The organism is Embleya hyalina, assembly GCF_003967355.1.
In the GTDB taxonomy this organism is placed as follows: Bacteria; Actinomycetota; Actinomycetes; order Streptomycetales; family Streptomycetaceae; genus Embleya; species Embleya hyalina.
This window is the reverse complement of sequence record NZ_BIFH01000013.1, coordinates 715,678-739,882: the sequence shown is the minus strand read 5'-3', so window position 1 is coordinate 739,882 and position 24,205 is coordinate 715,678. Positions and strand designations below refer to the sequence as shown.

The 24,205-nt window shown below is 72.9% G+C and carries 25 protein-coding genes; 14 read left to right on the top strand and 11 right to left on the bottom strand.

Annotated features, from left to right (window positions below; genetic code table 11):
• Positions 1 to 57: 57 nt before the first annotated feature.
• The 4 genes from EMA17_RS03250 to EMA17_RS03235 all read left to right on the top strand — a co-directional run bounded on the left by EMA17_RS03250 (position 58) and on the right by EMA17_RS03235 (position 3,135).
• Positions 58 to 879, top strand: coding sequence for a hypothetical protein (locus tag EMA17_RS03250; RefSeq protein WP_246126404.1), 822 nt, complete (start codon positions 58 to 60; stop codon positions 877 to 879).
• An 82-nt stretch (positions 880 to 961) separates the two neighbouring features.
• Positions 962 to 1,288 carry a hypothetical protein gene (locus EMA17_RS03245; RefSeq protein ID WP_126635305.1) on the top strand — a complete coding sequence of 109 codons (327 nt, stop codon included), beginning with the start codon at positions 962 to 964 and terminating at the stop codon, positions 1,286 to 1,288.
• Positions 1,289 to 1,492: 204 nt separating this feature from the next.
• A complete protein-coding gene (locus EMA17_RS03240; RefSeq protein WP_126635304.1) occupies positions 1,493 to 2,290 on the top strand; it encodes a MerR family transcriptional regulator in 798 nt (265 codons plus the stop codon).
• Positions 2,290 to 3,135, top strand: a complete 846-nt coding sequence (locus EMA17_RS03235) for a hypothetical protein (RefSeq protein WP_126635303.1) — start codon at positions 2,290 to 2,292, stop codon at positions 3,133 to 3,135. Before EMA17_RS03240 ends, EMA17_RS03235 begins: the two co-directional genes overlap by 1 nt.
• A gap of 58 nt (positions 3,136 to 3,193) precedes the next feature.
• Here the strand turns inward: EMA17_RS03235 and EMA17_RS03230 are convergent, their stop codons facing one another.
• From EMA17_RS03230 to EMA17_RS03215, 4 genes are all read right to left on the bottom strand, one after another.
• Positions 3,194 to 3,823, bottom strand: coding sequence for a hypothetical protein (locus EMA17_RS03230; protein WP_126635302.1), 630 nt, complete (start codon positions 3,821 to 3,823; stop codon positions 3,194 to 3,196).
• Positions 3,824 to 3,976: 153 nt separating this feature from the next.
• Complete coding sequence (gene dmpG / locus EMA17_RS03225; protein ID WP_126635301.1) at positions 3,977 to 4,981, bottom strand: 4-hydroxy-2-oxovalerate aldolase; 1,005 nt, start codon at positions 4,979 to 4,981, stop codon at positions 3,977 to 3,979.
• Positions 4,978 to 5,979, bottom strand: a complete 1,002-nt coding sequence (locus tag EMA17_RS03220; protein ID WP_126635300.1) for an acetaldehyde dehydrogenase (acetylating) — start codon at positions 5,977 to 5,979, stop codon at positions 4,978 to 4,980. Before EMA17_RS03220 ends, dmpG begins: the two co-directional genes overlap by 4 nt.
• Positions 5,976 to 6,800 carry a 2-keto-4-pentenoate hydratase gene (locus EMA17_RS03215; protein WP_126635299.1) on the bottom strand — a complete coding sequence of 275 codons (825 nt, stop codon included), beginning with the start codon at positions 6,798 to 6,800 and terminating at the stop codon, positions 5,976 to 5,978. The genes EMA17_RS03220 and EMA17_RS03215 overlap by 4 nt, the downstream gene beginning before the upstream one ends.
• A gap of 69 nt (positions 6,801 to 6,869) precedes the next feature.
• Between EMA17_RS03215 and EMA17_RS03210 the strand changes: the two genes are divergently transcribed.
• Positions 6,870 to 7,631 carry an IclR family transcriptional regulator gene (locus EMA17_RS03210; protein ID WP_126635298.1) on the top strand — a complete coding sequence of 254 codons (762 nt, stop codon included), beginning with the start codon at positions 6,870 to 6,872 and terminating at the stop codon, positions 7,629 to 7,631.
• Between the two features lie 105 nt (positions 7,632 to 7,736).
• Here the strand turns inward: EMA17_RS03210 and EMA17_RS03205 are convergent, their stop codons facing one another.
• The 3 genes from EMA17_RS03205 to EMA17_RS03195 are packed head-to-tail and all read right to left on the bottom strand — an operon-like array spanning position 7,737 to position 11,112.
• Positions 7,737 to 8,582 carry an alpha/beta fold hydrolase gene (locus tag EMA17_RS03205; protein ID WP_126635297.1) on the bottom strand — a complete coding sequence of 282 codons (846 nt, stop codon included), beginning with the start codon at positions 8,580 to 8,582 and terminating at the stop codon, positions 7,737 to 7,739.
• Complete coding sequence (locus tag EMA17_RS03200; protein WP_126635296.1) at positions 8,579 to 9,514, bottom strand: VOC family protein; 936 nt, start codon at positions 9,512 to 9,514, stop codon at positions 8,579 to 8,581. Before EMA17_RS03200 ends, EMA17_RS03205 begins: the two co-directional genes overlap by 4 nt.
• A gap of 53 nt (positions 9,515 to 9,567) precedes the next feature.
• Positions 9,568 to 11,112 carry a bifunctional 3-(3-hydroxy-phenyl)propionate/3-hydroxycinnamic acid hydroxylase gene (locus EMA17_RS03195; RefSeq protein ID WP_126635295.1) on the bottom strand — a complete coding sequence of 515 codons (1,545 nt, stop codon included), beginning with the start codon at positions 11,110 to 11,112 and terminating at the stop codon, positions 9,568 to 9,570.
• Between the two features lie 157 nt (positions 11,113 to 11,269).
• On the opposite strand from EMA17_RS03195, the gene EMA17_RS03190 reads away from it, so the two are divergent.
• Complete coding sequence (locus EMA17_RS03190; protein ID WP_174861291.1) at positions 11,270 to 11,917, top strand: TetR/AcrR family transcriptional regulator; 648 nt, start codon at positions 11,270 to 11,272, stop codon at positions 11,915 to 11,917.
• Positions 11,918 to 11,940: 23 nt separating this feature from the next.
• Here the strand turns inward: EMA17_RS03190 and EMA17_RS03185 are convergent, their stop codons facing one another.
• The gene (locus EMA17_RS03185) at positions 11,941 to 12,714 is read right to left on the bottom strand and encodes an IclR family transcriptional regulator (protein ID WP_126635294.1); all 774 of its coding nucleotides are present in this window, start codon (positions 12,712 to 12,714) and stop codon (positions 11,941 to 11,943) included.
• Between the two features lie 73 nt (positions 12,715 to 12,787).
• Here EMA17_RS03185 and EMA17_RS03180 point away from each other — a divergent pair, with 73 nt between their 5' ends.
• Genes EMA17_RS03180 through EMA17_RS03165 form a run of 4 tightly spaced genes read left to right on the top strand, consistent with a single transcriptional unit; the run spans position 12,788 to position 16,828 of the window.
• Positions 12,788 to 13,942 carry a cupin domain-containing protein gene (locus EMA17_RS03180; protein WP_126635293.1) on the top strand — a complete coding sequence of 385 codons (1,155 nt, stop codon included), beginning with the start codon at positions 12,788 to 12,790 and terminating at the stop codon, positions 13,940 to 13,942.
• Positions 13,939 to 14,775, top strand: a complete 837-nt coding sequence (locus EMA17_RS03175; protein ID WP_126635292.1) for a fumarylacetoacetate hydrolase family protein — start codon at positions 13,939 to 13,941, stop codon at positions 14,773 to 14,775. The genes EMA17_RS03180 and EMA17_RS03175 overlap by 4 nt, the downstream gene beginning before the upstream one ends.
• Positions 14,772 to 15,518: a maleylpyruvate isomerase family mycothiol-dependent enzyme gene (locus EMA17_RS03170; protein WP_371862951.1), complete on the top strand. Its 747-nt coding sequence runs from the start codon at positions 14,772 to 14,774 to the stop codon at positions 15,516 to 15,518. The genes EMA17_RS03175 and EMA17_RS03170 overlap by 4 nt, the downstream gene beginning before the upstream one ends.
• 11 nt (positions 15,519 to 15,529) lie before the next feature.
• A complete protein-coding gene (locus tag EMA17_RS03165) occupies positions 15,530 to 16,828 on the top strand; it encodes an FAD-dependent monooxygenase (protein ID WP_126635291.1) in 1,299 nt (432 codons plus the stop codon).
• A 112-nt stretch (positions 16,829 to 16,940) separates the two neighbouring features.
• Here the strand turns inward: EMA17_RS03165 and EMA17_RS03160 are convergent, their stop codons facing one another.
• On the bottom strand, positions 16,941 to 17,882 hold the full coding sequence (locus EMA17_RS03160; RefSeq protein ID WP_126635290.1) for a WD40/YVTN/BNR-like repeat-containing protein: 942 nt from the start codon (positions 17,880 to 17,882) through the stop codon (positions 16,941 to 16,943).
• A gap of 309 nt (positions 17,883 to 18,191) precedes the next feature.
• Here EMA17_RS03160 and EMA17_RS03155 point away from each other — a divergent pair, with 309 nt between their 5' ends.
• Together EMA17_RS03155 and EMA17_RS03150 are read left to right on the top strand one after the other, a co-directional pair.
• Entirely contained in the window at positions 18,192 to 19,103 is a 912-nt protein-coding gene (locus EMA17_RS03155; protein WP_307721520.1) for an RNA polymerase sigma-70 factor, read from the top strand.
• A 67-nt stretch (positions 19,104 to 19,170) separates the two neighbouring features.
• Positions 19,171 to 19,947 carry an SDR family oxidoreductase gene (locus tag EMA17_RS03150; protein WP_126635288.1) on the top strand — a complete coding sequence of 259 codons (777 nt, stop codon included), beginning with the start codon at positions 19,171 to 19,173 and terminating at the stop codon, positions 19,945 to 19,947.
• A 159-nt stretch (positions 19,948 to 20,106) separates the two neighbouring features.
• On the opposite strand, the gene EMA17_RS03145 is transcribed toward EMA17_RS03150, so the two are convergent.
• Both EMA17_RS03145 and EMA17_RS03140 read right to left on the bottom strand, forming a co-directional pair.
• Positions 20,107 to 20,976, bottom strand: coding sequence for an ROK family protein (locus tag EMA17_RS03145; protein ID WP_126635287.1), 870 nt, complete (start codon positions 20,974 to 20,976; stop codon positions 20,107 to 20,109).
• A gap of 78 nt (positions 20,977 to 21,054) precedes the next feature.
• Positions 21,055 to 21,798 (bottom strand): GntR family transcriptional regulator, encoded by a 744-nt coding sequence (locus EMA17_RS03140; RefSeq protein WP_126635286.1) that lies wholly within the window; start codon positions 21,796 to 21,798, stop codon positions 21,055 to 21,057.
• A gap of 224 nt (positions 21,799 to 22,022) precedes the next feature.
• Between EMA17_RS03140 and EMA17_RS03135 the strand changes: the two genes are divergently transcribed.
• Both EMA17_RS03135 and EMA17_RS03130 read left to right on the top strand, forming a co-directional pair.
• A complete protein-coding gene (locus EMA17_RS03135) occupies positions 22,023 to 23,189 on the top strand; it encodes a Gfo/Idh/MocA family protein (protein WP_126635285.1) in 1,167 nt (388 codons plus the stop codon).
• Positions 23,186 to 24,130 (top strand): sugar phosphate isomerase/epimerase family protein, encoded by a 945-nt coding sequence (locus tag EMA17_RS03130; protein WP_126635284.1) that lies wholly within the window; start codon positions 23,186 to 23,188, stop codon positions 24,128 to 24,130. The genes EMA17_RS03135 and EMA17_RS03130 overlap by 4 nt, the downstream gene beginning before the upstream one ends.
• Positions 24,131 to 24,205: the final 75 nt, after the last annotated feature.

Sequence of the window (24,205 nt, the reverse complement as noted above, 5' to 3'; positions counted from 1 at the left end):
GGTCCTCGGGCGACAGTCGACGACACGAGTGCGCCCGCCTCCGACTACCCTGCGGGAATGCCGTACGAGCTCAGCGCCGCCGTCGGGGATTTCGACCTGCTCAGGGACCGAACCGCCGGGATCCGGGAAGCGGTTGTCGCTCCGCTCCGACAGCGCATGGGGCTGGTGCCCGTCACCGAAGGGCTCCTCCGGGAGCCGGCCGGGCCTGCCGGTCGGGACGGCGCCGGGCCCGGTCGACCCTTCACGGCCTTGTCCGCGGCCTTCGAGCGGGTCGTGGGCCATTGGTCGCGAGGTGGGCCGATCGCCTATGTGGAGGCGAGCTTCCACGGAGGAGACGGATCCCAGACCGCCGCGGTGTGGCGGAACGGCGCGAGGGTGTGGGGTCCGGCGCATACCCGGGACTTCACCGGTCCGCGGGCGGACTGGCCGATCAATGCCGCGCTCGCCCTCCTCGATGTCGTTCCGAGCGGCTTCGAGGAAGCGGACCACGACGATCTGTTCCTGGCGGTGGGGCTGGGTCGGGAACAGGACATCGACGGCTGGCGGTCGGCCGGCCGGGCCGCGCGAGGGGCGGCGAACTACGACGAGTGGCATCGGGAGTGGGCGGCGGAGCGGGAGAGAACGGCGCGGGCCGCCGCGGAGTTCGAGAAGTCCAGGAGGCTCCCGGACGTTCCGGTGGCTCTGGACGGCAGGACGATCATGGCGCTGCTCGGCCTGCCTCCGGGCCCACCGATCGGCGCGGCCACGCGCCATCTGCAGGATCTGCATCTCGAACGCGGCCCGCTCTCGCGGGAGGAGGCCGTCGCGCGGTTGCGGACCTGGGCCGCGGCGCAGGACACGTGGCGGCCGCGTCGGTCACAACCTTGTGACGATGCGTAACAGGATTGTGACGGTGCGTTCCGCGCGGGAGGGCACGGCGATACTCGGTCGTATCAGTGGGCACTCGCGAGGGGGCGCGGCCATGACACGGATCGACGGGGTCGACAACACACTGTGCGCCACCGGGCGACACGTCTTCGCCGGGCAGCGGGTCCGGCAACCCGGAAGCGTCGGGTGGTGGGCGGTGTTGCGGGCCACCGTGTGGGGTCTCGTGATGATCGCCGGCGCATGTGTGATCACCTCCTTCACCTACGGTCCGATGACGGCCGCCGCGGTGCTGGGCGTCGTCGTGGCCGCGATGGTGGTCTGCTTCGCGTGGAACCTGCTGCGCGGCCACCGCGGCGGATGCGCCGCGAAGCGGTCGGTACGCGCGGTGTTGTGCGCGTACGAGGGAGCCTCCCTGCCGTGACCCGCGGCGCCGAGGCGTGTTCGGCGGGAGCCGGATCCGCTCCGCGCCCGCCGAGATCCACCGACACGCACGGCGGAGTGGGCGCCCCTCGGGGCACCCACTCCGGGCGGTCGGGCGGGAGGCCGGGTCCGTACGGGGGAATACCGATCGGTGGGCGAGGCGCGTCCTTGACCTTGACGTAACGTCACGGTTTTCCATGGAGTCATGCGAATCGGCGAAATCGCCGCGCTGGCCGGGGTGTCGACTCGGACCGTGCGGCATTACCACAATCTGGGCATCGTCCCGGAGCCCCCGCGGCTGCCCAACGGGTACCGGGAGTACCGACTGCGTGACGCGCTGATGCTTGCGCGGGCGCGGCGCCTGGCCGACCTCGGACTCCCGCTGGACGAAGTCCGCGCCGTCCTCGACCGGGACCGCGAACGCGAGCTGCGTGACGTTCTCGCCGAACTGGACGCGGATCTGGCGCGGCAGCAGGAAGCCATCGCCGAACGCCGTGCCCGGCTCGCCGTGCTGCTGGCGGACCCGGACCTGGACCCCGACTCGACGGTGTCCCCGGCCCTGGCCGCCGTACTGCGCGAATTCCCCGTGCACGCATCGGATTTCGCCCGACTCGACCGCGAGTTCCTGGCGCTGATCGACACCACGGCCACCCCGGAGCAACGCGAGGCGTTCGCCGACCTGCTCCGGCCGCTGGCCGAGCCCGCCATGGTCGCCCGCGGCGCGGCCCTGACCGCCCGGCTCGACGCGCTGGCCGATGCCGATCCGGACGATCCCCGAGTCGAGCGCCTGGCTCGGGACTTCGCGGACTTCCTTCCGGACGGGCTGACCGATGCCATGCGGGCGGCGCGGGCCGCCGCGCCGGACCGCGCGTCCGCCACCGACCCGGCCCGGACCCCGACCCCACGGGACGCCGAATGGCTCGGCGCGATCGCCACCGAACTGTCCGCCGCCCAGACGGAGGTGTTCCGCCGCCTGGTGGCCCTGACGAACAGGGAGCCGTGATGCTGCGCCTCGCCCGCTGGACGATGTACGTCGCGATTCCCGCCGAACTCCTCCTGACCCTCGTCCTCCTCTCCGGCGTCCCCCTGCCCGACTCCGTCCTCGTCGTGTCCGGCGCCGCCGCGACCGCCGCACTCCTGCTGACGCTGACCGCGTCCGGGCGGGTCTACGCCGCGGCCCGGTGGGCGAGGGCCGACCGTCGCACCGCGGCCCGGCACACCGTCCGCGAGATCGTCCCGGCACCGGCACGCCGCGTGATCTCGTTCGACGTGAAGGGCATGCAGAGTCTGTGGCTGCTGTGTCTGCGCCGCAGGCACGGCATACCGCCCGACGCGGTGACGGTGCCCTATGCCCGCGAGCCGATGCCGGTGATGTTCCTTTGGATCTTCATCCTGACCGTGGACGCCGTCGCCACCGAAGTCGTCCTGCGCGGCATCGGCGCGCCGCCGGTCCTGCGGCGAACCCTTCTGGTCGTGGACGGCTACTCGATTCTCGCCGCCGTCGCCGTGGCCGCCTGCTGGGTGACCCGCCCACACGTGGTCACCGCGCACGAACTCCGGCTGCGTTCGGGCGCGTTCTTCGACCTGCGCGTCCCCAGGCACACCGTCGCGTCGGTCCGCCTCACCCGCTGCTTCAACGAACCGTCGTCCATCGCCGTGGCCGACGACCGACTCGGCGTCTGCATGGCCTCGCAGACCAACGTCGTCGTGGAACTCACCGAGCCGGTCACGTACACCCGCCCGCTCGGCCGCCGGGGCGAAGCCCGCACGATCCGGTTCTTCACCGACACCCCGGAGGCGGCGGTGGCGGCCCTGCGCGACGGCGCCGAGGCCGGGATGCCGACGTGACGCCCTCCCCCCATCACCCGGCGGACATCCCGATGGGCGCTCTCTCCGGAGGTGCCGCTCACGGTGGGGCCTCCCGGCCGGCCGGATGGCCGACCGGGAGGGGCGGACGGTCGGTGTCCGGCCCCGGCGCTCGCGCCTCGGGTTCGATTCCGATCGCACGTTCGAAGCAGGCGTCGATCCGTTCGACGGGTGTCGTCAACCAATCGCGCAGACACTCGCCGACGACCGCCCACGCCCCGACGAGCGCGTCGAACGCCGCGTCGCAGATCTCGACGATCCTGGCGATGACGTCCTCGTCGTCACCGGCCGCGTCGATCGCCCGGACGATCTCTTCGAAATACTCGTCGTCCCCCTGCTGCTGTTCCCGCCTCCGGACCGTCGCGGACTCCCTGTTCCACTCCTCCGCGCACTCCTGGGTGATCCTCCGTTCCCGGAACTCCCGCAGGATCCGCGCGACGTCCTCCCGGCGGCCCTCCAGGGCGCGCATCCCGCACCGCCCGTACGCGTCGGTCGCGGGTCCGAGGTTCGAGGGCAGCTCGTCCGGGGGCACGTGGTCCAACGGTTTCGCCCAGTCGGGTGCGGTCGGCGCGCCCGGCTCGGCCTCGCCCGCGAACACCGCGTCCAGCCGCTCGCGGTGATGCGCGGCGATCCCGCCACACAGTTCCTTGTAGTCCCGCACGGTGGTCACGGTGTCACCTCACGATTTCCGGAAGACCCCGCTCGGCCGGTACCCGCACAACACACGCGGGCATGCGCGCCGGCGACACCCGTTCGTCGGCGCGCGCCCGTGCGAACATCTGTGCGCATCCGCGGTTTCGGGCTCCCGGGACCGTGCGAGCCGTCAGGCGGACAGGGTCAGGGCGATGTCGACGATCATGTCCTCCTGGCCGCCCACCAGGCCCCGGCGGCCGCACTCCATGAGGAGGTCGCGCACGTCCACGCCGTAGCGCGCGGAGGCGGCCTCGGCATGGCGCAGGAAGGACGAGTAGACGCCCGCGTAGCCCAGGGTGAGGGTTTCCCGATCGACCCGGACCGGGCGGTCCTGGAGCGGACGGACCAGGTCGTCGGCGGCGTCCTGGAGGGCGAACAGGTCACAGCCGTGGGCGAAGCCGGACAGGTCCGCGACCGCGATGAACGCCTCCAGCGGACAGTTCCCGGCGCCCGCGCCGTGCCCGGCCAGCGAGGCGTCCACGCGGAAGCAGCCGTTCTCCACCGCGACCACCGAATTGGCCACCGAGAGCGAAAGGTTCTCGTGGGCGTGGATCCCGATCTCGGTCTCCGGCCGCAGCACGTCCCGGTACGCGCGCACCCGGGCGGCGACGTCGTTCATGGTGAGCCGGCCGCCGGAGTCGGTGACGTAGACGCAGTGCGCGCCGTACGACTCCATCAGCCGGGCCTGTTCGGCGAGTGCCTCCGGCGGGGCCATGTGCGAGAGCATCAGGAATCCGGAGACGTCCATGCCGAGTTCGCGCGCCGCGGCGATGTGCTGCGCGGAGATGTCGGCCTCGGTGCAGTGCGTGGCGACGCGGACCGAGCGGACCCCCAGGTCGTGGGCGCGTCGCAGGTCGTGGATGGTGCCGACGCCGGGCAGCAGCAGGGTGGTCAGTCGGGCGCGCTCCAGGACCGAGGCGGCGGCCTCGATCCAGGCCCAGTCGCTGTGCGAACCGGGGCCGTAGTTGAGCGAGCCGCCCGCGAGGCCGTCGCCGTGCGCCACTTCGATGGCGTCCACGCCGGCCCGGTCGAGGGCGGCGACGATGCGCGCGACGTCCGCGGGGGTGATCCGGTGCCGCACGGCGTGCATGCCGTCCCGCAAGGTGACGTCCTGGACGAGGATCGGGGTGCTCACGAGGCGGCCTCCACGTGCCGGCGGGTGGTGCCGCGGTCGCCGTCGGTGTCCGGGCCGCGGGCCGCGTCGCGGGCCGCCATCCGTTCGCCGACGCGGAGCGCGGCCGAGGTCATGATGTCGAGGTTTCCGGCGTAGGCGGGCAGGTAGTGGGCGGCGCCCTCGACCTCCAGGAACACCGAGACCTGGTGGGTGGGCCGGTCCGTGCCGGGGGCGAGCAGGGTCTCCAGCGGCAGATCGGCGGGGACGGGGCTCACCTGGACCTCCTGCTTGAGTCGGTAGCCGGGCACGTACTCGGCGACGGCGGCGACCATCGCGGCCACCGCCTCCCGGATCTCCTCCTCCGCGTCGGGGCCGGGCGCGCGCACCAGCGCCAGGACCGTGTCGCGCATGATCAGCGGCGGCTCGGCGGGGTTGAGCACGATGATCGCCTTGCCCCGCCGGGCGCCGCCGACCTCGACGATCGCGGCCGAGGTGGTCTCGGTGAACTCGTCGATGTTGGCGCGGGTGCCCGGTCCGGCGGACTTCGAGGCGATGGACGCCACGATCTCGGCGTACTCGACCGGGGCCACCGCGCCGATCGCGGCGACCACCGGAATGGTGGCCTGTCCGCCGCAGGTGACCATGTTGACGTCGTCGGCGTCGAGGTGCTGTTCGAGGTTGACCGCGGGGATGACGTACGGCCCCAGCGCCGCGGGCGTGAGGTCGATCAGCCGCTTGCCGTACGGTCGCAGCCGGGCCGCGTTGTGGGCGTGCGCCTTGGCCGAGGTGGCGTCGAAGACGATCCCGATCTCGTCGAATCCCGGCATCGCGATCAGCCCCTCGACCCCGTCGTGGGTGGTCGGGACGCCGAGCCTGCGGGCGCGGGCCAGGCCGTCGGAGTCGGCGTCGATGCCGACCATCGCACCCATCTCCAGGTGCTCGGCGGTGCGCAGCACCTTGATCATCAGATCGGTGCCGATGTTGCCCGATCCGATGACGGCGACCTTGGTCCTGGTCATGAACCCTCCTCGTCGAAGTCCGGGCCGAAGTCGATCGCGACCGTGCCGAGCCCGGTGATGTCGGCGCGGACGCTGTCCCCGGGCGCCACGGAGTGCATCGGCCCCAGCGCTCCGGAGAGCACGAGTTGCCCGGCGCGCAGCGGATCGCCGAGGTCGCGGGCCTGCCGGGCCAGCCAGGCGACCGCCTCGATCGGGTCGCCCAGGCAGGCGGCGCCGGTGCCGGTGGAGACCACCTCTCCCCCGGCCGTCATGGTCATTCGCACCTCGCGCGGCACGACTTCGTCGAGGCTCCTGCGCACGGTGCCCAGGACGTACGCGCCCGACGAGGCGTTGTCGGCCACGGTGTCGGCGAAGCGGATGTCCCAGTCGCGCACCCGGCTGCCGCAGATCTCCAGGGCCGCGACCGCGTGGTCGATGGCGCCGCGCACCTGGGCGAGGTCGAGCGGCCCGTCGGCCAGATCGGCGCCGAGCACGAACGCCACCTCCGCCTCGACCCGGGGTTGCAGCACCGCGCGGTAGGGGATCACATCGCCGGCGGCGTAGCCCATGTCGTCGAAGAGCACACCGAAATCGGGCCGGTCGACGCCCAGTTGGCGCTGGACGGCGGTGGAGGTGAGGCCGATCTTGCGGCCGACCACCCGGGCGCCGCGGGCCAGCCGGTCGTCGACGACGCGGCGCTGGACGGCATACGCCGCGGACAGGTCGCCCGGACCGATCAGGTCGCGGACCGGGGCGCAGGCGATGCCGTCGGCCGCGGCCTCGAGCAGCCGTTCGGCCGCGGCGCGCACCGCGTCCTCGCCGTGGAGGGGAGTACTGGTCATGTCGGCATCGTCGCGACCCTCGACGATCACCCACAACCAAAGCGTCTCGCTCAGCGATACGCTGGTGGGGTGCCCGACTCCCCCGACCGCAACAGTGTCCTGAGCAAGGCGACCGCCATCCTGGAGGCGTTCACCGTCGACGACCGCACCGTCGCGCTCGCCGAGCTGGTGCGCCGCACGGGCCTGCACAAGGCCACCGTGCACCGGCTCACCGGGGAGCTGGTGGCGCTGCGGCTGTTGGACCGGCTGCCGGGGGGTTACCGGCTCAGCGGCACCCTGTTCGAGCTGGGCATGCGGGCATCGGTCGAGCGCGGACTGCTCGAACTGGCCATGCCCTTCCTTCAGGACCTGTACGAACGCACCCACGAGATCGTGCACCTGGGCGTGCGCGAGGGTACGGACGTGGTCTACGTCGCCAAGATCGGCGGGCATCGGCAGGCGCGCAGCCCCTCCCGGGTCGGCGGGCGGATGCCGATGCACTGCACCGCGATCGGCAAGACGCTGCTCGCGCACGGCGACGAGGAACTGCGACGCACCGTGCTCTCCGGTGTGCTGGAGCGGCGCACCCCGCACACGGTGGTCGCGCCCGGGTTGCTGCGCCGCCGGCTGGACGCGGTCCTGGAGAACGGTGTCGCGTTCGAGTACGAGGAGTCGGCGCTCGGCCTGGTGTGCGTGGCCGCGCCCGTCCTGGGCCCGGACGACGAGCCGATCGCGGCGATCAGCGTGGCCGGGCCCAGCCCCCGCTTCCGCCCCGAGGCACACGTGGCCGCGCTGCGCGCCGCGGCGACCGCCCTGGGCGGCGTACTCGCCCGACGGGACGCGCTGACCTGACCCCGTGGTGCGGCGTCGGGGACGCGGCCGGGCCCGGGGCGACCCGTCCGGCGTGCGGACGGGTCGCCCCGGGCCCGGTGGGGCGCGCTCGGGGACGGCGCGTGCTCAGGTGTTTCGGACGAAGTCCGTGACCAGTCGGTTGAATTCGTCGGCGTGCTCGATCATCGCCCAGTGTCCGCACCGGTTGAGCAGCACCAGGCGACTGTCGGGGACGTTGGCGAGCAGGTGCAGCGACACCTCGTAGGACACCACCCGGTCGTCGCGGCCGTGGATGATCAGGGTCGGCGTGGTGATCGCCGGGAGCAGCCGCGGATCCACCCACTTGGGCAGTGGGGCGCCCTGCGGGAGACCGTCCACGTAGTTGCGCAGATGCTCGGGCCGGGCCAGCGCCGCTTCCGATCTCATCCGGCACAGTTCGGGGGTGGCGAATCGCTCCTTGTCGAAGCACATGATCTCGACGAGTCGCCGCATGTTCTCCGGGCTCGGATCGCGGTAGGCCGCGATGAGCACCTTCAGGCCCTCGGACGGCCCGTCACCCGCGCCGAAGAGGGTCCGCACGGGACCGACGGGGGCGCCCATCGTGACGAGGTGGGTGATCCGGTCGGGGTGCTCGGTGGCGAGTCGCAGCGAGGTCTGGCCGCCCATCGAGTTGCCGACGAAGGCGGCCTTCTCGATGCCCAGGGCGTCCAGGAACTGGATCGCGGCCTCGACGTGGTCGAGCCGGTCGACGCCGGCCGGGTCGGATTCGCCCCAGCCGGGCATGTCGACGGCGTACACGTGGAAGTGTTCGGCCAGCGCCGCGATGTTCCCGGCGAAGTTGCTCCAGCCGGTGGCCCCGGGGCCGCTGCCGTGCAGCAGGATCATCGGCCGGCCGGCGCCGGCCTCGTGGTAGTGGAGCTTCCAGTCCTTGGTGCGGACCCGGCGCGCGGTCGATGTGCGGGTGGGTGTCATCGGTGGTCTCCGTGGTCGGTTCCGGCGGCGCGGGCGAGTCGGTCCGCGACCACCTCGGGCGGCAGGTGTCCCCAGTTGTTCAGCCGGTCGAGGGTCCGCACCCGCCAGGTCGCGTCGTCGATGAGCAGGCCGCCCCAGCCGTACTCGACGCTGAACCCGGAGGGTGTGCGGACGTAGAAGCTGAACATGTGGTCGTTGGGGTGCATCCCCAGCGTCATCTCGAACGGCTGCCCGGCTTCCAGGCAGCGGTCGTGGGCCGTGCCGACGTCGCGGATGTCGGCGACTTCGAGCATGAAGTGGTGGGTGCTCGCGGGATGCGGCATGTCGCCGAAGGCGACGCTGTGGTGGCGCGGGTTGCAGTGCAGGAAGATCAGATCCGCGACCACGCCCGGCGCGACCTCCTCGACGATGGTGTCGGAGATCCGGAAGCCCAACAGGCCCTGATAGAAGGCGAGATAGTCCTCCCGGGGCACGCCCTTGGCGATCAGCACCTGGTGGCCCGCGCCGCCCTCGCCGGTGACGAAACCGCCGAGCAGGCGGTCGGAGTGGAAGGCGGTGTCGGCGTCGGCGAGTCCGCTCACCAGCTCCACCCGGTTGCCGATCGGGTCGGTGGTGACCAGGATCCGGTCCACCCCGCGGGTGGCGGCGAGCGATGCCCCGCCGTCGGCGACAGGGACGCCGGCCGCGGCCAGTCGGTCCGCGAGCGCGTCGAGGGCGGCCTCGTCCTCGACCGCGTATCCGCTCGCCACCAGGTCGTCGGCGGGTCCGCGCCGGACCAGCCAGCGGTGCACCTTGGCGTCGGTGCGCAGGCGCAGCAGGTCGTCGTCCTTCCCGGCGAGCTGCATCCCCAGCAGGTCGACGGCGAAGTGTTCCCAGTCGGCGAGGTCGCTCGCCTCGTAGACGACGTAGGCGAGTTCCTTGACTCCGGGCATGGGTTCTCCTTGGGTTGCGTGCCGTGGACGGGGCGGTCGCGCTCCGTGGGTGCTCACGCGGGGGCCGCGAGGCCGGAGACGTCGGCGGCGGCCACGAAGCGGTCGGGGCGGATCGCGACGGCCCCGGCGCCGTAGCGGCGCAGCCAGGGCAGCAGCACCCGTTCGAGGTCCACCAGCTCGTCGGGGCCTTCGGTGTAGGCGTCCTGCGGGCGAACGGTCAGGTAGCGGGCGCCCAGGGCGTCCCACGCGGCCTTTTCCTCGGCGGTCAGCAGGCTCGCGGGGTCGACGCCGTCGCCCAGCAGGACGAAGCCGCTGCCGAGCAGGTCGTCGAGGCGGGCCATCCGGCCGATGGTGTCGCCGACGATCGGCTGCGGCACCATGCGTCCCACGATCGACGCGTCGCCGACGGGCCCGCGCAGCTTGCCCGCGGTGAGCACCGGGGGTGCGATGAGCGGCGGCTCGAACGGGGTGACCAGGCCCTCGGGGACCCGGTTCATCGCCTCGATCTCGTCGGGCGTGGCCTCCTGCTTGATCACCCGGCCGAGGCGTACGGCCAGGTCGGTGTGGAAGGCGGCGTCGGGTCGCCGTTCGCTCTCGTAGGTGTCGAGCCATTCCTCCGGCAGTTCGCCGCGCAGGACCCGGCCGAGCTTCCATCCCAGGTTGTGGGCGTCGCGCATCCCGGTCTGCATGCCGGCGCCGGCCCACGGCGGCATCAGGTGCGCGGCGTCGCCGGCCAGGAAGACCCGGCCCGCCCGCCAGGTGTCGGCCATTCGGGTGTGGTGGCGGTAGAAGGCCCACTGGTGGATCGATACGTCGTCGGTGGTCACCCCGAGGGCCGCGAGCAGCGGCCACACGGCGCTCTCGTCGGCGAAGTCGGCCTCGGTCTCGCCCGGTTTGAGCGGGATCTCCCAGCGGTGGTTGCCGGCCGACAACGCGATGTCGACGACCGGTCGCTCGCGGTCGGACCAGAAGGTGAGCAGGTCGCGGTCGGGCCACCAGCGCTTGACCCGGCAGTCGATGACGATCCATTGCACGTCGACGGTGTCGCCGAGGAGCGTGGCGCCGATCCGTGTGCGGGTGAAGCTGCCGCCGCCGTCGGCGCCGATGGCGTAGCGGGCGCGCACGGTGTGCGTCCGCCCGGTCGCGGGATCCGCGGCGGTGACCGTGACGCCGTCCTCGTCCTGCTCCACGTCGGTCGCCCGCACGCCGAACCGGGTGTCGAGCAGGTCGCCGTACTCCTCGGCGCACGCGCGGAGTTCGGCCTCCATGGTGGGTTGATAGATGTTGTAGAAGCGCGGCCGCACGCCGAGCGTGGACGGCGGATGCTCGACGCGCATGATCTCGGTGCCGTCGTAGGTGGTCCAGCGCAGTGCCCGCTGCGGCTCGATCACCGCGGCGATCCGCTCGTCGATGCCGAGGTCCTGGAAGATCCGCATCGTCCAGTCGTTGACGGTGACCGCGCGGGCGCGCGCGTGGATGTCGCGGTCGCGCTCGAGGGCGACGACCGACACTCCCTGCCGCAGCAGCGTGAGCGCGGCGATCACGCCGGTGGGGCCGTACCCGATGAGGGCGACGTCCGCGTCGTGGTGGTGGGTCATGGGGGCTCCGGACCGATGGACAGTCGGTACTATTGGACCGACTGGTCTATTCTTGTATGTCGACCGTCACACGCGACGCCGGACCCGTCCAGACGATTCCGCTGTGCAGAACACCGACCGCACTCCGGGTGATCGCCCGGCACCTATGCTTCGGCGCATGGCCGACCCGAAACGCAGCAACCGGCGCGGGCGGCGTTCCCGCGAGGAGATCCTGGACGCCGCGACGCGGATGATGGCCGAGCGCGGATACGCCGCCACCTCGCTGTCCACGCTGAGCCGGGAGACCGGTCTGCCCAAGAGCGCGGTCTACCACCACTTCCGGTCCAAGGGCGGCCTGCTGTCGGCGGTCATGGCGCGCGGCGCGTACGACTTCTTCGCGGCCATGCGCGCGGCGCACGCCGGCGGGCCGCCGCCCGGGACGCCGCGGGAGCGGCTGGACTGGTTCCTCCGGCGCACGGGCGAGATGTTCGTGTCCCGACCGGACTTCCTGCGGTTGCATCTGCTGCTGGTGATGAGTTCGGAGGCGGCCGAGGCGGAGGTCGGCGCGCTGATCGGGCAGGTGCGCCGTGACGGGCGCGCGTACATGCACGGGATGATCTCCGCCGCGTTCGCGGGCGAGGGCGCCGAGATCGCCCGGGCCGTCGCCGATCGGCTCGACCACTTCGCGATCGCGGGCTTCGACGGGGCCTTCGTCGCGATGCAGGCCGGGTCCGGGCCGGACCTGTTCGAGCAGATGCGGCTGCTGGCCGAGGCCCTGGCGGCGCTCGGCGAGGCGCGGGCGGGCGAGCTGCGGGTGCGCGGCTGAGCCGGCCGTCCGGGGCCCGGGGCTCAGCCGGTCGCGAGGTCGCGCTCCAGTGCGGTCGCCGCGGAGCGGAGCGTGGCGACCCATCGGGTCAGGTGCGCCCGGTCGTAGCGCACGCTCGGCATCGAGACGGACAGGCCGCCGACCGCCGCGGCGTCCGGGCCGCGCACCGGCACCCCGACCGCGACCAGGCCGCGCTCGGAGTGGCCCCGGTTGACCGCGAAACCGTTGCGGGCGACGCGTGAGAGTTCGGCGCGCAGCTCGACCGGGTCGGGCCGGTCGAAGGCCCGGTTCCCCCAGCGCTCGACCGCGTACAGCGCCGCCAGCTCCGCGTCGTCCAACTCGGCGAGCAGCAGCAGGCCGACGGTGGTCCGGTGCGCCGGGAAGACCATGCCCTCGCGCGAGCCCACCCGCAGCGCCTGTGCGCACTCGACACTGGCGATGAACCGCACGGTCTCGCCGGTGCGTACGATCAGGTTGGCCGACTCGCCCACCAGGTCGACGAGCCGGCGCAGATGCGGCAGGGCCGCGGTGCGAAGCCGGGAGACGGCGGACTGCGAATGTGTGGCCAGCTCCAGCACCGGACCCACCCGGTAGGCACGGTCGGGTCCCTGGACGGCGAAATCGCGGTAGACGAGCATCGCGAGCAGGCGGTGTGCGGTGGACATGGCCACACCGAGGCGCCGGGCCACCTCGCTGACCGTCATCGGGCCCTCGAGCTGGAGCATCGTGGCGGCCCTGAGGGCGTTGTCCACGCCGGAGAGGGCGTACGGCGGCGGGGTCTTGAGCGGCTTGTCCACGCTGTCTCCGGGAAGACGTTCTGCACGACAGAATCTTGTTTTCTGTACGGCGCTGTGCCGCCACCGTATACGCATGACCACCAGCCCTGACGAGCCGTACGCCGAACCGCGCGCCGTCGCCGCAGCGAACCGACCGGAGGTCACTCCGGACCTGGAGGCCCTGTATCGGGGGTTCGACCGCGAACTGCTCGTCCCCCTGTGGACCGAGATCGGCGACCTGATGCCGATCCACCCGCGCTCGCGCGCCGTGCCGCACCTGTGGAGGTGGCACAACCTGCTCCGGCTCGCCGAGCGTGCGGGCGAACTCGTACCGGTCGGCCGCGGCGGCGAGCGACGGGCCATCGCCCTCGCCAACCCCGGGCTGGCCGGCCGGCCCTTCGCGACACCCACGCTGTGGGCGGCCATCCAATACCTCATGCCGGGCGAGGACGCCCCCGAACACCGCCACACCCAGCACGCCTTCCGCTTCGTCGTCGAGGGCTCCGGCGTCTGGACGGTCGTCGGCGGCGATCCCGTGCCGATGAACCGCGGCGACTTCCTGCCCCAGGCCGGCTGGAACCGGCACGCCCACCACAACGCCACCGCGGCTCCGATGGCCTGGATCGACGGCCTCGACATCCCGTTCCAATACGGCGTCGAAAGCCAGTTCTTCGAGGTCGGCCGCGACCGACTCGACCCCGCCGAGCGCACCAAACCCGAACGCTCCCGCTCCGAACGGCTCTGGGGCCACGCCGGGCTGCGTCCGCTGTCCGCACCCGCCGGCGCCGCCCCGGGCTCGCCGCTGTTGTCCTACAAGTGGGCGGTCACCGACCGTGCGCTCGACGACCAGCTGGCGCTGGAGAAGGAGGGTCACGGCGGCACCGTGGAGCCCGGCCACGCCGCCGTGCGCTACGTCGATCCGGCCGGCGGCGGCGATGTGCTGCCGACGATCCGCGCCGAGTTCCACCGCATCGTGCGCGGCGCCCAGACGGCACCGTCGCGGGAGACCGGGTCCTCCGTCTACCAGGTCTTCGACGGCTCGGGGACGGTCACCGTCGGGGATCGGACCTGGTCCGTCTCCCGCGGCGACCTGTTCACGGTGCCGTCCTGGACGCCGTTCTCGGCCCGCTCCGAGGCCGGTGCCACCGACTCCGACAGCGGCGCCCTCGACCTGTTCCGGTTCGGCGACGCGCCGATCCTCGAAGCCCTGCGACTCCACCGCTCCACCACCGACGAGGACCCCCGATGAAGCTCGCCACCCTGCGCACCCCCGCCGGCACCCGTGCCGTCCTGCTCGCCGGAGCGGAATTGCTCGACCTCGGCGCCGCCGACGTCGGCGCGCTGCTCGCCGACCCGAACTGGCGCGAGCGGGCCGCGTGCGCCGCCGGCGACCGCTTTCCCGTGGCCGGCGCCGACTTCGCCCCGGTCGTACCGCGGCCGTCCAAGGTGGTCTGCGTCGGCCTCAACTACAGAAACCACATCCAGGAGATGGGCCGCGAACTGCCCAGTCACCCCACGCTGTTCGCGAAATTCGCGGACTGCCTGACCGGACCGACCGACGACATCCCGCACCCGGCCGAGACCGCCGAACTGGACTGGGAGGTCGAACTCGCCCTCGTCATCGGCCGGCCGGTGCGCCGGGCGACCGCCGCCGAGGCCGAGGCCGCCATCGCCGGGTTCACCGTGCTCAACGACATCACCTGCCGCGACTGGCAGTTCCGCACCCGCGAGTGGCTCCAGGGCAAGATGTGGGACGCCTCCACGCCGATCGGCCCCTACCTGGTCACCCCGGACGAACTGCCCGGCGGTGTGCGCCCGGTGCTCGATGTACGGCTCGACGTCGACGGCGAGGTGATGCAGTCCGACACCACCGGCGACCTCCTGTTCGACCCGGTCGCGCTGGTCCAATACGTCTCCACGGTGATCCGCCTCGCCCCCGGCGACGTGATCGCCACCGGCACGCCCGGCGGCGTCGGGCACGCCCGCACCCCGCACCGATACCTGAACCCGGGCGCGACCGTGGTCGCCGAGATCGACGGCATCGGCCGGCTGGTCAACCGCGTCGTCGCGGACGCCCGGTGAGCGGCGCGCCCGGCGATCCGGCGCACGCGGCGCACGCGGCGCACGCGGCGCTGCACTGGACGAGGATCGGCACCGCCCGGTTCCTCGACACCTGCGCGGCCTTCGACGAGGCCGCGTTCGACGCCCGAACCGCCCTGCCCGGCTGGACGCGTCGGCACCTGGTCGCGCATGTCGCGGCCAACGCGGACGCCCTGGGCAACCTGGTGCGGTGGGCCGCCACCGGCGAGCCGACCCCGATGTACGCGTCCGCGGACGAGCGCCGGGCCGGCATCGAACGCGGCGCGACGATGACCGGCGCCGAGTTGACGGCCTGGGCGACCCGCTCCGCCGCCACCCTGGCGGCCGGCCTCGACGCGCTCACCGCGCGGCAGTGGGCGCACGACGTGGTCACCGCCCAGGGCCGCGTCCTGCCCGCCGGGGAGATCCCCTGGCTGCGGGCGCGCGAAGTGTGCGTACACGCCGTCGACTTGGCGGCCGGGGTCGGATTCGCCGCCTTCCCCGCGGACTTTCTGGAGCGATTGGCCGCCGAAGCCGTCGACCGGCACGACGCCCGGACCACCCCGGCCGTGGCGCTGACGGCCACCGACCTCGACGCCGCCCGTACGTGGCGACTGGCCGGACCCGGCGAACCGGCCGCGATCCGTGCGCCGTTGGCCGACATCACCGCCTACCTGACCGGTCGCGTGGCGACCTTGCCCACCGCGTCCGGCGCACCGGCACCCGAACTTCCCGCATGGCTGTGAGGACACCCGCAATGACCGATGACACGACCCCTCGGGTCCCGGGGACAACCCGCCCCACCCACCCCGACACGGCGGACGTCCTCGTCGTCGGCGGCGGAATCGGCGGCCTCGGTGCCGCGTTCGCCCTGGCCGGCGAGGGCCTGCGGGTCCGCGTGCTGGAGGCGGCACCGGAGTTCGGCGAAGTGGGCGCGGGGCTGCAACTCGCCCCCAACGGCACCCGCGTCCTGCACGAGTACGGCCTGCTGGACGAGGCCAAGCGACGGGGCGTGGTACCGGAAACCATGGTGATGTTCGACGCCGTCGACGCCACCGAACTCACCCGCCTCGACCTGCGGGACCTGGAACGACGTTACGGCTTCCCGTACATCGTGATCCACCGCAGCGACCTGCACGCCCTGCTGCTCGACGCGTGCCGGCGCGCCGGCGTCGACCTGGCCACCGACAGCCGGGTCGTCGAATACCGCACCCGGGGCCCGCGGCCCTCGGTCGTCCTGGCGGACGGCCGCATCGAGGATGCCGACGTGGTGATCGCGGCGGACGGCCTCCACTCGGTCGCCCGCGACCGGTTCGTCGGCGACGCTCCGGTCGGCTCGTCCTACGTGGCCTACCGCGGCGCGGTCCCCATCGACGACGTCCGCGATCAGCGGGTGCACGAGAACGCCGTCGTCGTATACGTGGGCCCGCGCTGCCACTTCGTGCAGTACGCCCTGCGCGGTGGCGAGATGTTCAACCAGGTCGCCGTGTTCCAGTCGCCGAAGGCCCTCGCCGGCGAGGATGATTGGGGCACGCCCGACGAACTCGACGAGGCGTTCGCGGACACCGCCGAGCAGGTCCGGGCGGGCATCCCGCTGATGTGGCGGGACCGGTGGTGGCGCATGTTCGACCGCGAACCGGTGGACACATGGGTGTTCGACCGGGTCGCCCTGCTCGGCGATGCGGCCCATCCACCGCTGCAATACCTGGCGCAGGGCGCGATCATGGCGCTCGAGGACGGCTGGGTGCTGGCCCGGCACGCGGCCCGAAACCGCGCGGCCGACGGAACCGTGGACTGGGCCGCCGCCCTCGCCGGCTACCAGGCGGTCCGCCCCGAGCACTGCCGCCGTGTGCAGCGCACCGCCCGCGCCTGGGGCGAACTCTGGCACCTCGACGGCCTGGCCCGGGCACAGCGCAACCGCATCCTGCGCGAACGCGACACCTACGACTACACGTTCGTCGACTGGCTGTACGGCCCGACGGCGCTGGAACCGGACCGGGAGGCCCCGATGTTCGTACCGATCCCGCTCGACTCCTTCGCGGACGCCGCCCCGTAGCCGCGGCGGCTCGACGCGGGCGGACCGCGAGCCTCACGTTCGAGCCGCCCCGGGCTCGCGACCACGCGTCCGCCGTCCTCCCCACCGAAGTACACCGACCCCGAGAGGCCGCTCAGTAGTACCGGCGATGCCATCGCCCGGTGGCGAGGTCGAGTTCGGAGTACGCGGCCTCTCCCGGTGTCTCCGTCACGTAGACGCGGCCCTCGCCCTCGGCGATCGACCAGGCGGCGATGTCGTCACGAAGCGTCTTCGGGCCCTGGGTGGTCGGTTCCACGACGCCGCCCTTCCCCGCGGCACAGAACAACCTTCCCGCGACGAACGCCACGCCGAGGGCGGCGACTCGGTCGCGTTCGGCCACCGAGAAACCGCGCCGCGCGGACCCGCGGAGGATGCGGCCCCCGCCCGACCTGCCGGTGACGTAGACGTCGCCGTCGGTGTCGAAGGCGATGCCCGTCAGCAGGTCGGCCGCGTCGGGGCCGTCCGGATCGGCGATCCGTGTCCACGCGGTGCCGTCGAAGTGCAGCAGGGTTCCGCTGTGGCCGACGGCATAGACGTCGTTCGCCGCGCGGCCGCGCACGGCGCCGATCGGGGCGCCGATCCCCGGGTGGAACTGCGACCAGTCGAGGCCGTTCCAGTGGTAGAGCACGCCGCCGAAGGTGGCGATGTGTACGTCGTCGTCCGAAGTCCCCCACACGGCCGCGGGGTTCGGCCGACCCCGGTTGTGTGCCTGGGTGGGCAGCGCGGTGTGGCGCCAGGTCACGCCGCCTTCGGGCGTGTCGAACTCCAGGTCCGGCGGCATGGCGTCCGTCCACGGAACAGGCGCGCTCGTCCAGACCAGACCGGTACTGCTCGTCGCCCACACGTGCCCCTGCGGCGAGCACCACAGTTCGCGGAGCGTGTCGTTGGTCGCGAGGATGTTCTCGGCCGGCTCGTCGCTGCCGACGGGACGCCGGAAAACGTACCCCGCCGCGTTGCCCGAGTCACCGGGGGCGTACGTGATCAACAGGAAGTGCACCATGCCGCCGCCCTCGTGAACGACGACGATGTCCTCCACGAACTCGCGCGAGCCCTCCGTCGAGAGCCCGGACGAAATCCCACCCGAACCCCCGCCCGCATCCCCCGCCTCGTCCACCCCGGCCCTTCCCCTGCCCCGATCCGGCACGAACCATCACGCCACACACCCCCGACCCCCCATACGGGAGGCCGAGTATCACCATCGACCCTAGAACCCCCCACCGACACCCCCTCCCCCACGCTCCGACCACCGCCCAAGCCCGCAGCGGCCCGAAACCGGGGCGGGCGCGGTGTCGCTCCGTTCGAGGTGGTGGTGGTGTGAGGGTGGGGGGCTTGTACGGTGGGTTTCGTGACCGTCGACCCGCTTCCCGATCCGACCGCGGAGTTCGAGGCGCAGCGGGGGCGGCTGTTCGGGATCGCGTATCGGATGTTGGGGTCGGCGGCCGAGGCCGAGGACGCGGTGCAGGACGCGTATCTGCGCTGGCACGCGGCCGAGCGGGAACACATCGACGCGCCGGGGGCGTGGTTGGCCAAGGTGCTGACGAATCTGTGCCTCAACCGGCTGACGTCCGCGCGGGTCCGGCGCGAGGAGTATGTCGGGCCGTGGTTGCCCGAGCCGGTGCGGACGGACACCGGGGTGCTCGGGCCGTTGGAGACCGCCGAACAGCGGGACGCGGTGTCGATGGCGATGCTCGTGATGCTGGAGCGGTTGTCGCCGCCGGAGCGGGCGGTCGTGGTGCTGCGGGACGCGTTCGGATACAGCCATCGGGAGATCGCCGACGTGCTGGACTGGTCGGAGGCCAATTCCCGGCAGACCCATCGGCGGGCCAGGCTGCGTCTGGCGTCCGGGCGGCCGCGTTTCGAGGCCCCCGCGGCGGTGCGGTCCGACCTGTTGGCGCGCTTCCTCGCGGCGGCGGCCGAGGGGGCGCTCGACGAACTGGAGGCGCTGCTCGCGGGCGATGTCGTGGCGTGGTCCGACGGGGGCGGCAAGGTCACCGCGTCCACGCGCCCGGTCTTCGGTCGGGACAAGGTGGCCCGGTTCCTCATGGGTCTGGTGGCCCGCTTCTCCTCCGGTATGGAGTTCGGCTTCGCCGAGGTCAACGGCGACGCGGCGCTGTTGGGCTGGGAGGGCGGAGCGCTCACGACGGCCGCGGTGGTGGAGGTCGGCGCGGAGGGCATCGCGGGCGTGCGGATGGTCCGGAATCCGGAGAAGCTGAAATTTCTCGAAGAACAGTGCCGAGAGTTGTCACGTAACGCGTAGCCGTCCGGTTCCTTGCTGACGAGGGCGGCGTCGCGGAGGTGCGGCGTCCCCGTGGCGAGGAGGACCGATGAGCGAGAACGTGATCCTGGTGACGGGTGCGACCGGTGTGCTGGGGCGTGAGGTGCTGGACCGGATACGGCGTGCCGGCGTGCCCGTGCGGGCGATGACCCGCCGGACGGCGCTGCCCGACGATCCGGGGGTGACCTGGGTGACCGCGGACCTGCGAACGGGTACGGGTCTCGACGCGGCACTCGACGGTGTCGCCACGATCATCCACTGCGCGTCGGACACGCGGCGGCCGAAGCACGACATCCCCGGTTGGCGGCACCTGCTGGACGCGGCGCGGCGGGCCGGGGTCGGGCACATCGTGAACATCTCGATCGTCGGCGTCGACCGGATCCCGTACTCCTACTACCGGATCAAGGTCGAGGGTGAGCGGTTGCTGGCCGAGTCGGGCGTCCCGTGGACGAACCTGCGCGCGACGCAGTTCCCCGAGTTGCTGAACAAGGCGTTCGGCGTGCTGGCCAAGGCACCCGTCGTCCTGGTCCCGTCGAAGACCGAGTGCCAACCCGTGGATCAGGGTGAAGTGGCCGACCGCCTGGTGGAGTTGGCGCAGGGTACGCCGGCCGGGCGGGTCCCGGACATGGGCGGGCCGCGCGTCTACGAGGCGGCGGACCTGGCACGCTCCTGGCTGGAGGCGACGGGCAGGCGGCGCAGGGTCCTGCCCGTGCGCATCCCGGGCAGGACGGGCGCCGGGTTCCGCGCCGGGGGCCTGGTCACGCGGGAGCACGCGGTGGGCGTCGGGACCTGGGAGGAATACCTCACCACCAAGCGGACCACCTGACCCCGCCCGGGCGCCTGCCTCCCCGCCCCGGCCCCGCGGCCCCTCACCGCGGGCCGGGGCGGGTGACGGGGCGCGGGCGGGGGTGGGCCCACCGCGAGCAGCGCGGCGGCGCGGGTGGCGAGTACGGCCGGCCGCGCCCGGCGCCTCGCCCGCCCGTGTTCACACCAGCGCGGCGGCACCCACGAGTCCGGCGTCCGCGCCGAGCGCGGCCGTACGCAGCGGCGGTGCCGCGGAGCGCGCGGCCGTGTGTTCGGCGTAGGCGCGCTCCATCGCCGCGCGCACCGGCCCGGCGGCGCTGCCCAGCCCGCCGCCCACCACGATCGCGGCCGGATCGAGCAGTCGCACCACGGCGGCCAGGACCGTGCCCAACGCGCGGCCGGCGGAGTCCAGCACGGCCGCCGCCCGGGGCCCGCCCGCGGCGAGCACCTCGCGGGTCCCGGCCACGCCGAAGCGTTCGCCGATCCCGCGCCCGGAGGCGTAACTCTCCAGGTTGCCCGACCAGTTCGGGTCCACCGACGCCGGTACCTCGAACTCGCCGAGCGCGATCGCCTCGCCGCGCGCGCCGGTCACGGGCCTGCCGTCGAGCACGAACGTCGAGGACAGACCGGTGCCGAGCGAGACGTAGAAGAAGCCCTCCAGCCCACGACCGGCGCCGTGCCGGGCCTCGCCGAGCGCGCCGCAGCGCACGTCCGAGCCCACCGCGCACGGGACGTCGAGCGCGAGCGCGGACAGCACGTCGAGCGGCTGCTTGTCCCACGCCAACACCTCACGGCTGGTCAGCAGCCCGGCGGCGTCCACGTATTCGGGGAAACCGGCGCCCAGCCCGCTCACCGTCAGCCCCAGGCGTCGTGCCGCCGCGAAAAGCTCGACCGCCGCCGCCCGGGTGCCGGCGAGCCCGGGGTCGCGCAGCCGCCCGGCGGTGACGGTGGGGCGTTCGTCGCGGTGCAGGACGGTTCCGTCGGCGGTGACGAGCGCGGCGGCGATCTTGGTGCCGCCCACGTCCAGGGCCGCGGTCACGAAGGTGTTCAAGGGTTCTCCAACGATGGCTTGCTCATCGGTCGTACGCGGCGCGGGCACTCGGGGTGCCCGCGGGCCCGCCGGCCGCCCCTACTCGGTCCCCCGATGCAGTGTGGCCTCGAAGCGATACGCGTCCCCGCGATACACCGCCCGCCCCAGCAGCACCGGCGCCTCGCTGCGATCGAAGGTGACCTCCTCGCCGATCAGCACCGGCGAGCCCACGGGCACCCGCAGCAGCTCGGCGGTGACCGCGTCGGCGGCGTCCGCGTGCGCGGTGTACTGGCTGCGCAGGATGTGTACGCCCGTCTCCTCCAGGAGCGCGAACAGCGAACGGTTCTCCAGCTCCGCCGTCTCCAGCGCCCGCGCCCGGTCGCGGACGAGCACGGTGGTGTCCAGGCACACGGGGACGCTGTCCAGCCCGCGCACCCGGGTGATCTCCACCACCTCGGAGGCGGGCGCGACACGCAGTCGGACCGCCTCCTCGTAGCTCGCCGGCCGCACCCGCCGGGTCAGCAGCCGGGCGGTGGCGGTGAGGCCGCGGTCCCGCGCGATGTCGGTGAAGCTCCGCAGCAGGCTCGGCGGCTCGCTGACCATGTCGGTGGAGACGTACCACCCGCGTTGGGCGGAGGCGTGCACCCGGCCGTCGCGCTCCAGACCGGCCAGGGCCAGGCGCAGGCTGCTGCGGCTGACTCCCAACCGTTGGGCGAGCGCGCGCTCGCCGGGCAGGCGGCTGCCCGCGGGGAACTCGCGTCGGTCCAACGCCTGGGCCAGTGCCCGGTAGGCGAGTTGCACGGCGGGTCCCGCGGCGGCGGGGAGATCGTCGCTGACTGTCACAGCGCGAGAACATACCAGAAGAACCAATCGCCAGACCAGATGCGAATCTGGTCCAATCTCTGGACTAACTGGTCTGCCGTAGGTCATGATCCGGGAAGAAGCGACAAGCGGAACCCGTCATTCCGATGACACCCTCCTGTCCGTTACGGACGACCCATCCGATATGGATGTTCTGTCCACTGTGGACGGCTTCCGCCCCAACCACGACGCGCAAGGAACCCTCAATGCCGGTAAGCGAACCCGTCCGTCTCGCCGTCGTCGGTGCCGGGACGATCACCCAGTCGGTGCACCTGCCCGCGATCCGGCGCCTCGGCGACGTCGTCACCACCGCGATCGTGTGCGACCTGTCGCCCTCCCGCGCGGCGTCCGTCGCCGCGCGAGAGGGCACCGGCGTGCGGGCCGAAACCGACTACGCCCGGGTCCTGGCCGATCCCGACGTGGACGCCGTACTGCTGGCCACCCCCGGCACCCACGCCCGCGACGCCAAGGCCGCCCTGCTCGCCGACAAGCACGTGCTCGCCGAGAAGCCGCTGTGCCTGACCGTCGCCGAGGCCGACGAGCTCGGCGCGCTGGCCGCCGAGCGCGGCCTGGTGCTCCAGGTCGGCTACATGAAGATGTACGACCCGATCACCGCGCTCGCCGCGGCCGAACTGGACACCCTCGACACCCCGCGCACCGTGCGCGTGACCGTGCTGCACCCGGCCGACGAGCCCCAGGTCGCGCACCTGCGGATGCCGCCGCCGGTCGACGACGCGGACGGCACGGTGATCGCCGAGGCGATCCGCTACGAGGCCGATCGCACGCTCGACGCCCTCGGCGAGGTCCCGGCCGAACTCGGCCGCTACTACCGCGAGGTGCTCAACGGCTCGGTGATCCACGAACTCTCGCTGCTGCGCGCGCTCGGCTTCACCCTGCCGACCTCCTTCGACACGGCCGACCTGTGGCCGTGGCCCGTCGAGGGCGAACCGCCGTGCCTGCTGGCGTCCGCGCCGCTGGGTGTCGACGGGGCCGCGCGCCTGGTGCTCAACTGGAACTGGCTGCCCGATCACCCCGAATACGGCGAGGAGGTCGCCGTGCTCGCCCGCGACGGCCGACTGCGCCTGGACATGGCCGCGCCCTACCTCGTGGACGTGCGCAGCACGTTGCGGGTCGAGCGCGCCCACGACGGGGCCAGCCGCGACTCGCTCGTGCGCTCCGGCTACGACACCGGATTCGTCGTACAACTGGCGGAGTTCGCCGCGTCGATCACGCACGGCGCGCCGGTGCGCTCGACCGCGAGCGGAGCCGCCGAGGACGTGCGCTGCCTCCAGGCGCTGATCGCGGCGATCGCCCGCCGCGCCGACGTGCGCGTCGGCGGCGAGGCCGCCCTCCTGGAAGGTGACGCCCGATGACCACGATCCGACCCACCGGCCCCGCCCTGCGGATCGGCAACGCCCCCGTCAGCTACGGCGTCTACGGCGAGGCCGCCGGCGGCGCCGGCACCTCGCCCGAGGCCCTGCTCGCCTCGATGGCCGAAGCCGGGTACGCGGGCAGCGAGTTGGGCCCGCCCGGATTCTTCGGCACCCCGGCCGAGACCGCCGCCCTGTTCACCCGGCACGGCCTGGCCGCCGTCGGGGCCTACATCCCCGTGCACTACGCGCTCGGCGACGACGTGGTGGCCCACGACCTGGCCCGGATGGAACAGACCTGCCGCGAGTTGGCCGCGTGCGCCGAGGCCACCGGCGAGACGCCGCTGGCGATCCTGGCCGACGAGGGCAGCGAGGCCCTGCTGCACAACCCGGCCCGCGCCTGGGAGGACCGCTCGCTCGCGCTCGACGACGCCGGGTGGCGGCGACTGGCGGAGTTGTCCGCACAGGCCGTCGCGCTGGCCCGCTCGTACGGGCTGCGCACCTCCTTCCACCCGCACATCAGCACCTTCGTCGAATCGCCCTGGGAGGTGGACCGGCTGCTCGACCTCACCGAGGTGGGCCTGACGCTGGACATCGCCCACATCCAACTCGCGGGCGGCGACCCGGTCGAGTGCCTGGACCGCTGGCGGGAGCGGATCAACCACGTCCACCTCAAAGACGTCGACACGAGCGTGCTGGCCCTGGCCAAGGCCGAACGCCGCACCGACTTCGACACGTGGTGGGCGAACGTGTGCGTGCCCTTCGGCCGCGGCGACGTCGACATCGACCGATTCCTGGTCGCCCTCCTGCGCGGCGGCTACCGCGAGTGGCTGCTGATCGAGCAGGACCGCGCGCCCACCCCCGCCGAGCTCTACCCGACCGTGGCCGCCGAACAGGCCGCCAACCGCGCGTGGCTCGCGGCCAAGGTCGCCGAACTCGTCTGACCCCGACCCCGATCCCGAGGGGCGCCCCGCCAGGCCGCCCCTCGGTCCCCCTTGACCACCCACGGTGGTCGGATC

Bases quoted from the DNA above. Each gene is read 5' to 3' on its own strand.
- EMA17_RS03165 (WP_126635291.1), top strand. From the start codon at position 15,530: ATGACCGATGACACGACCCCTCGGGTCCCGGGGACAACCCGCCCCACC.
- EMA17_RS03190 (WP_174861291.1), top strand. From the start codon at position 11,270: ATGGCCGACCCGAAACGCAGCAACCGGCGCGGGCGGCGTTCCCGCGAG.
- EMA17_RS03235 (WP_126635303.1), top strand. From the start codon at position 2,290: ATGCTGCGCCTCGCCCGCTGGACGATGTACGTCGCGATTCCCGCCGAA.
- EMA17_RS03130 (WP_126635284.1), top strand. From the start codon at position 23,186: ATGACCACGATCCGACCCACCGGCCCCGCCCTGCGGATCGGCAACGCC.
- EMA17_RS03240 (WP_126635304.1), top strand. From the start codon at position 1,493: ATGCGAATCGGCGAAATCGCCGCGCTGGCCGGGGTGTCGACTCGGACC.
- EMA17_RS03135 (WP_126635285.1), top strand. From the start codon at position 22,023: ATGCCGGTAAGCGAACCCGTCCGTCTCGCCGTCGTCGGTGCCGGGACG.
- EMA17_RS03220 (WP_126635300.1), bottom strand. From the start codon at position 5,979: ATGACCAGGACCAAGGTCGCCGTCATCGGATCGGGCAACATCGGCACC.
- EMA17_RS03180 (WP_126635293.1), top strand. From the start codon at position 12,788: ATGACCACCAGCCCTGACGAGCCGTACGCCGAACCGCGCGCCGTCGCC.
- EMA17_RS03215 (WP_126635299.1), bottom strand. From the start codon at position 6,800: ATGACCAGTACTCCCCTCCACGGCGAGGACGCGGTGCGCGCCGCGGCC.
- EMA17_RS03150 (WP_126635288.1), top strand. From the start codon at position 19,171: ATGAGCGAGAACGTGATCCTGGTGACGGGTGCGACCGGTGTGCTGGGG.
- EMA17_RS03175 (WP_126635292.1), top strand. From the start codon at position 13,939: ATGAAGCTCGCCACCCTGCGCACCCCCGCCGGCACCCGTGCCGTCCTG.
- EMA17_RS03245 (WP_126635305.1), top strand. From the start codon at position 962: ATGACACGGATCGACGGGGTCGACAACACACTGTGCGCCACCGGGCGA.
- EMA17_RS03200 (WP_126635296.1), bottom strand. From the start codon at position 9,514: ATGCCCGGAGTCAAGGAACTCGCCTACGTCGTCTACGAGGCGAGCGAC.
- EMA17_RS03205 (WP_126635297.1), bottom strand. From the start codon at position 8,582: ATGACACCCACCCGCACATCGACCGCGCGCCGGGTCCGCACCAAGGAC.
- EMA17_RS03195 (WP_126635295.1), bottom strand. From the start codon at position 11,112: ATGACCCACCACCACGACGCGGACGTCGCCCTCATCGGGTACGGCCCC.
- EMA17_RS03250 (WP_246126404.1), top strand. From the start codon at position 58: ATGCCGTACGAGCTCAGCGCCGCCGTCGGGGATTTCGACCTGCTCAGG.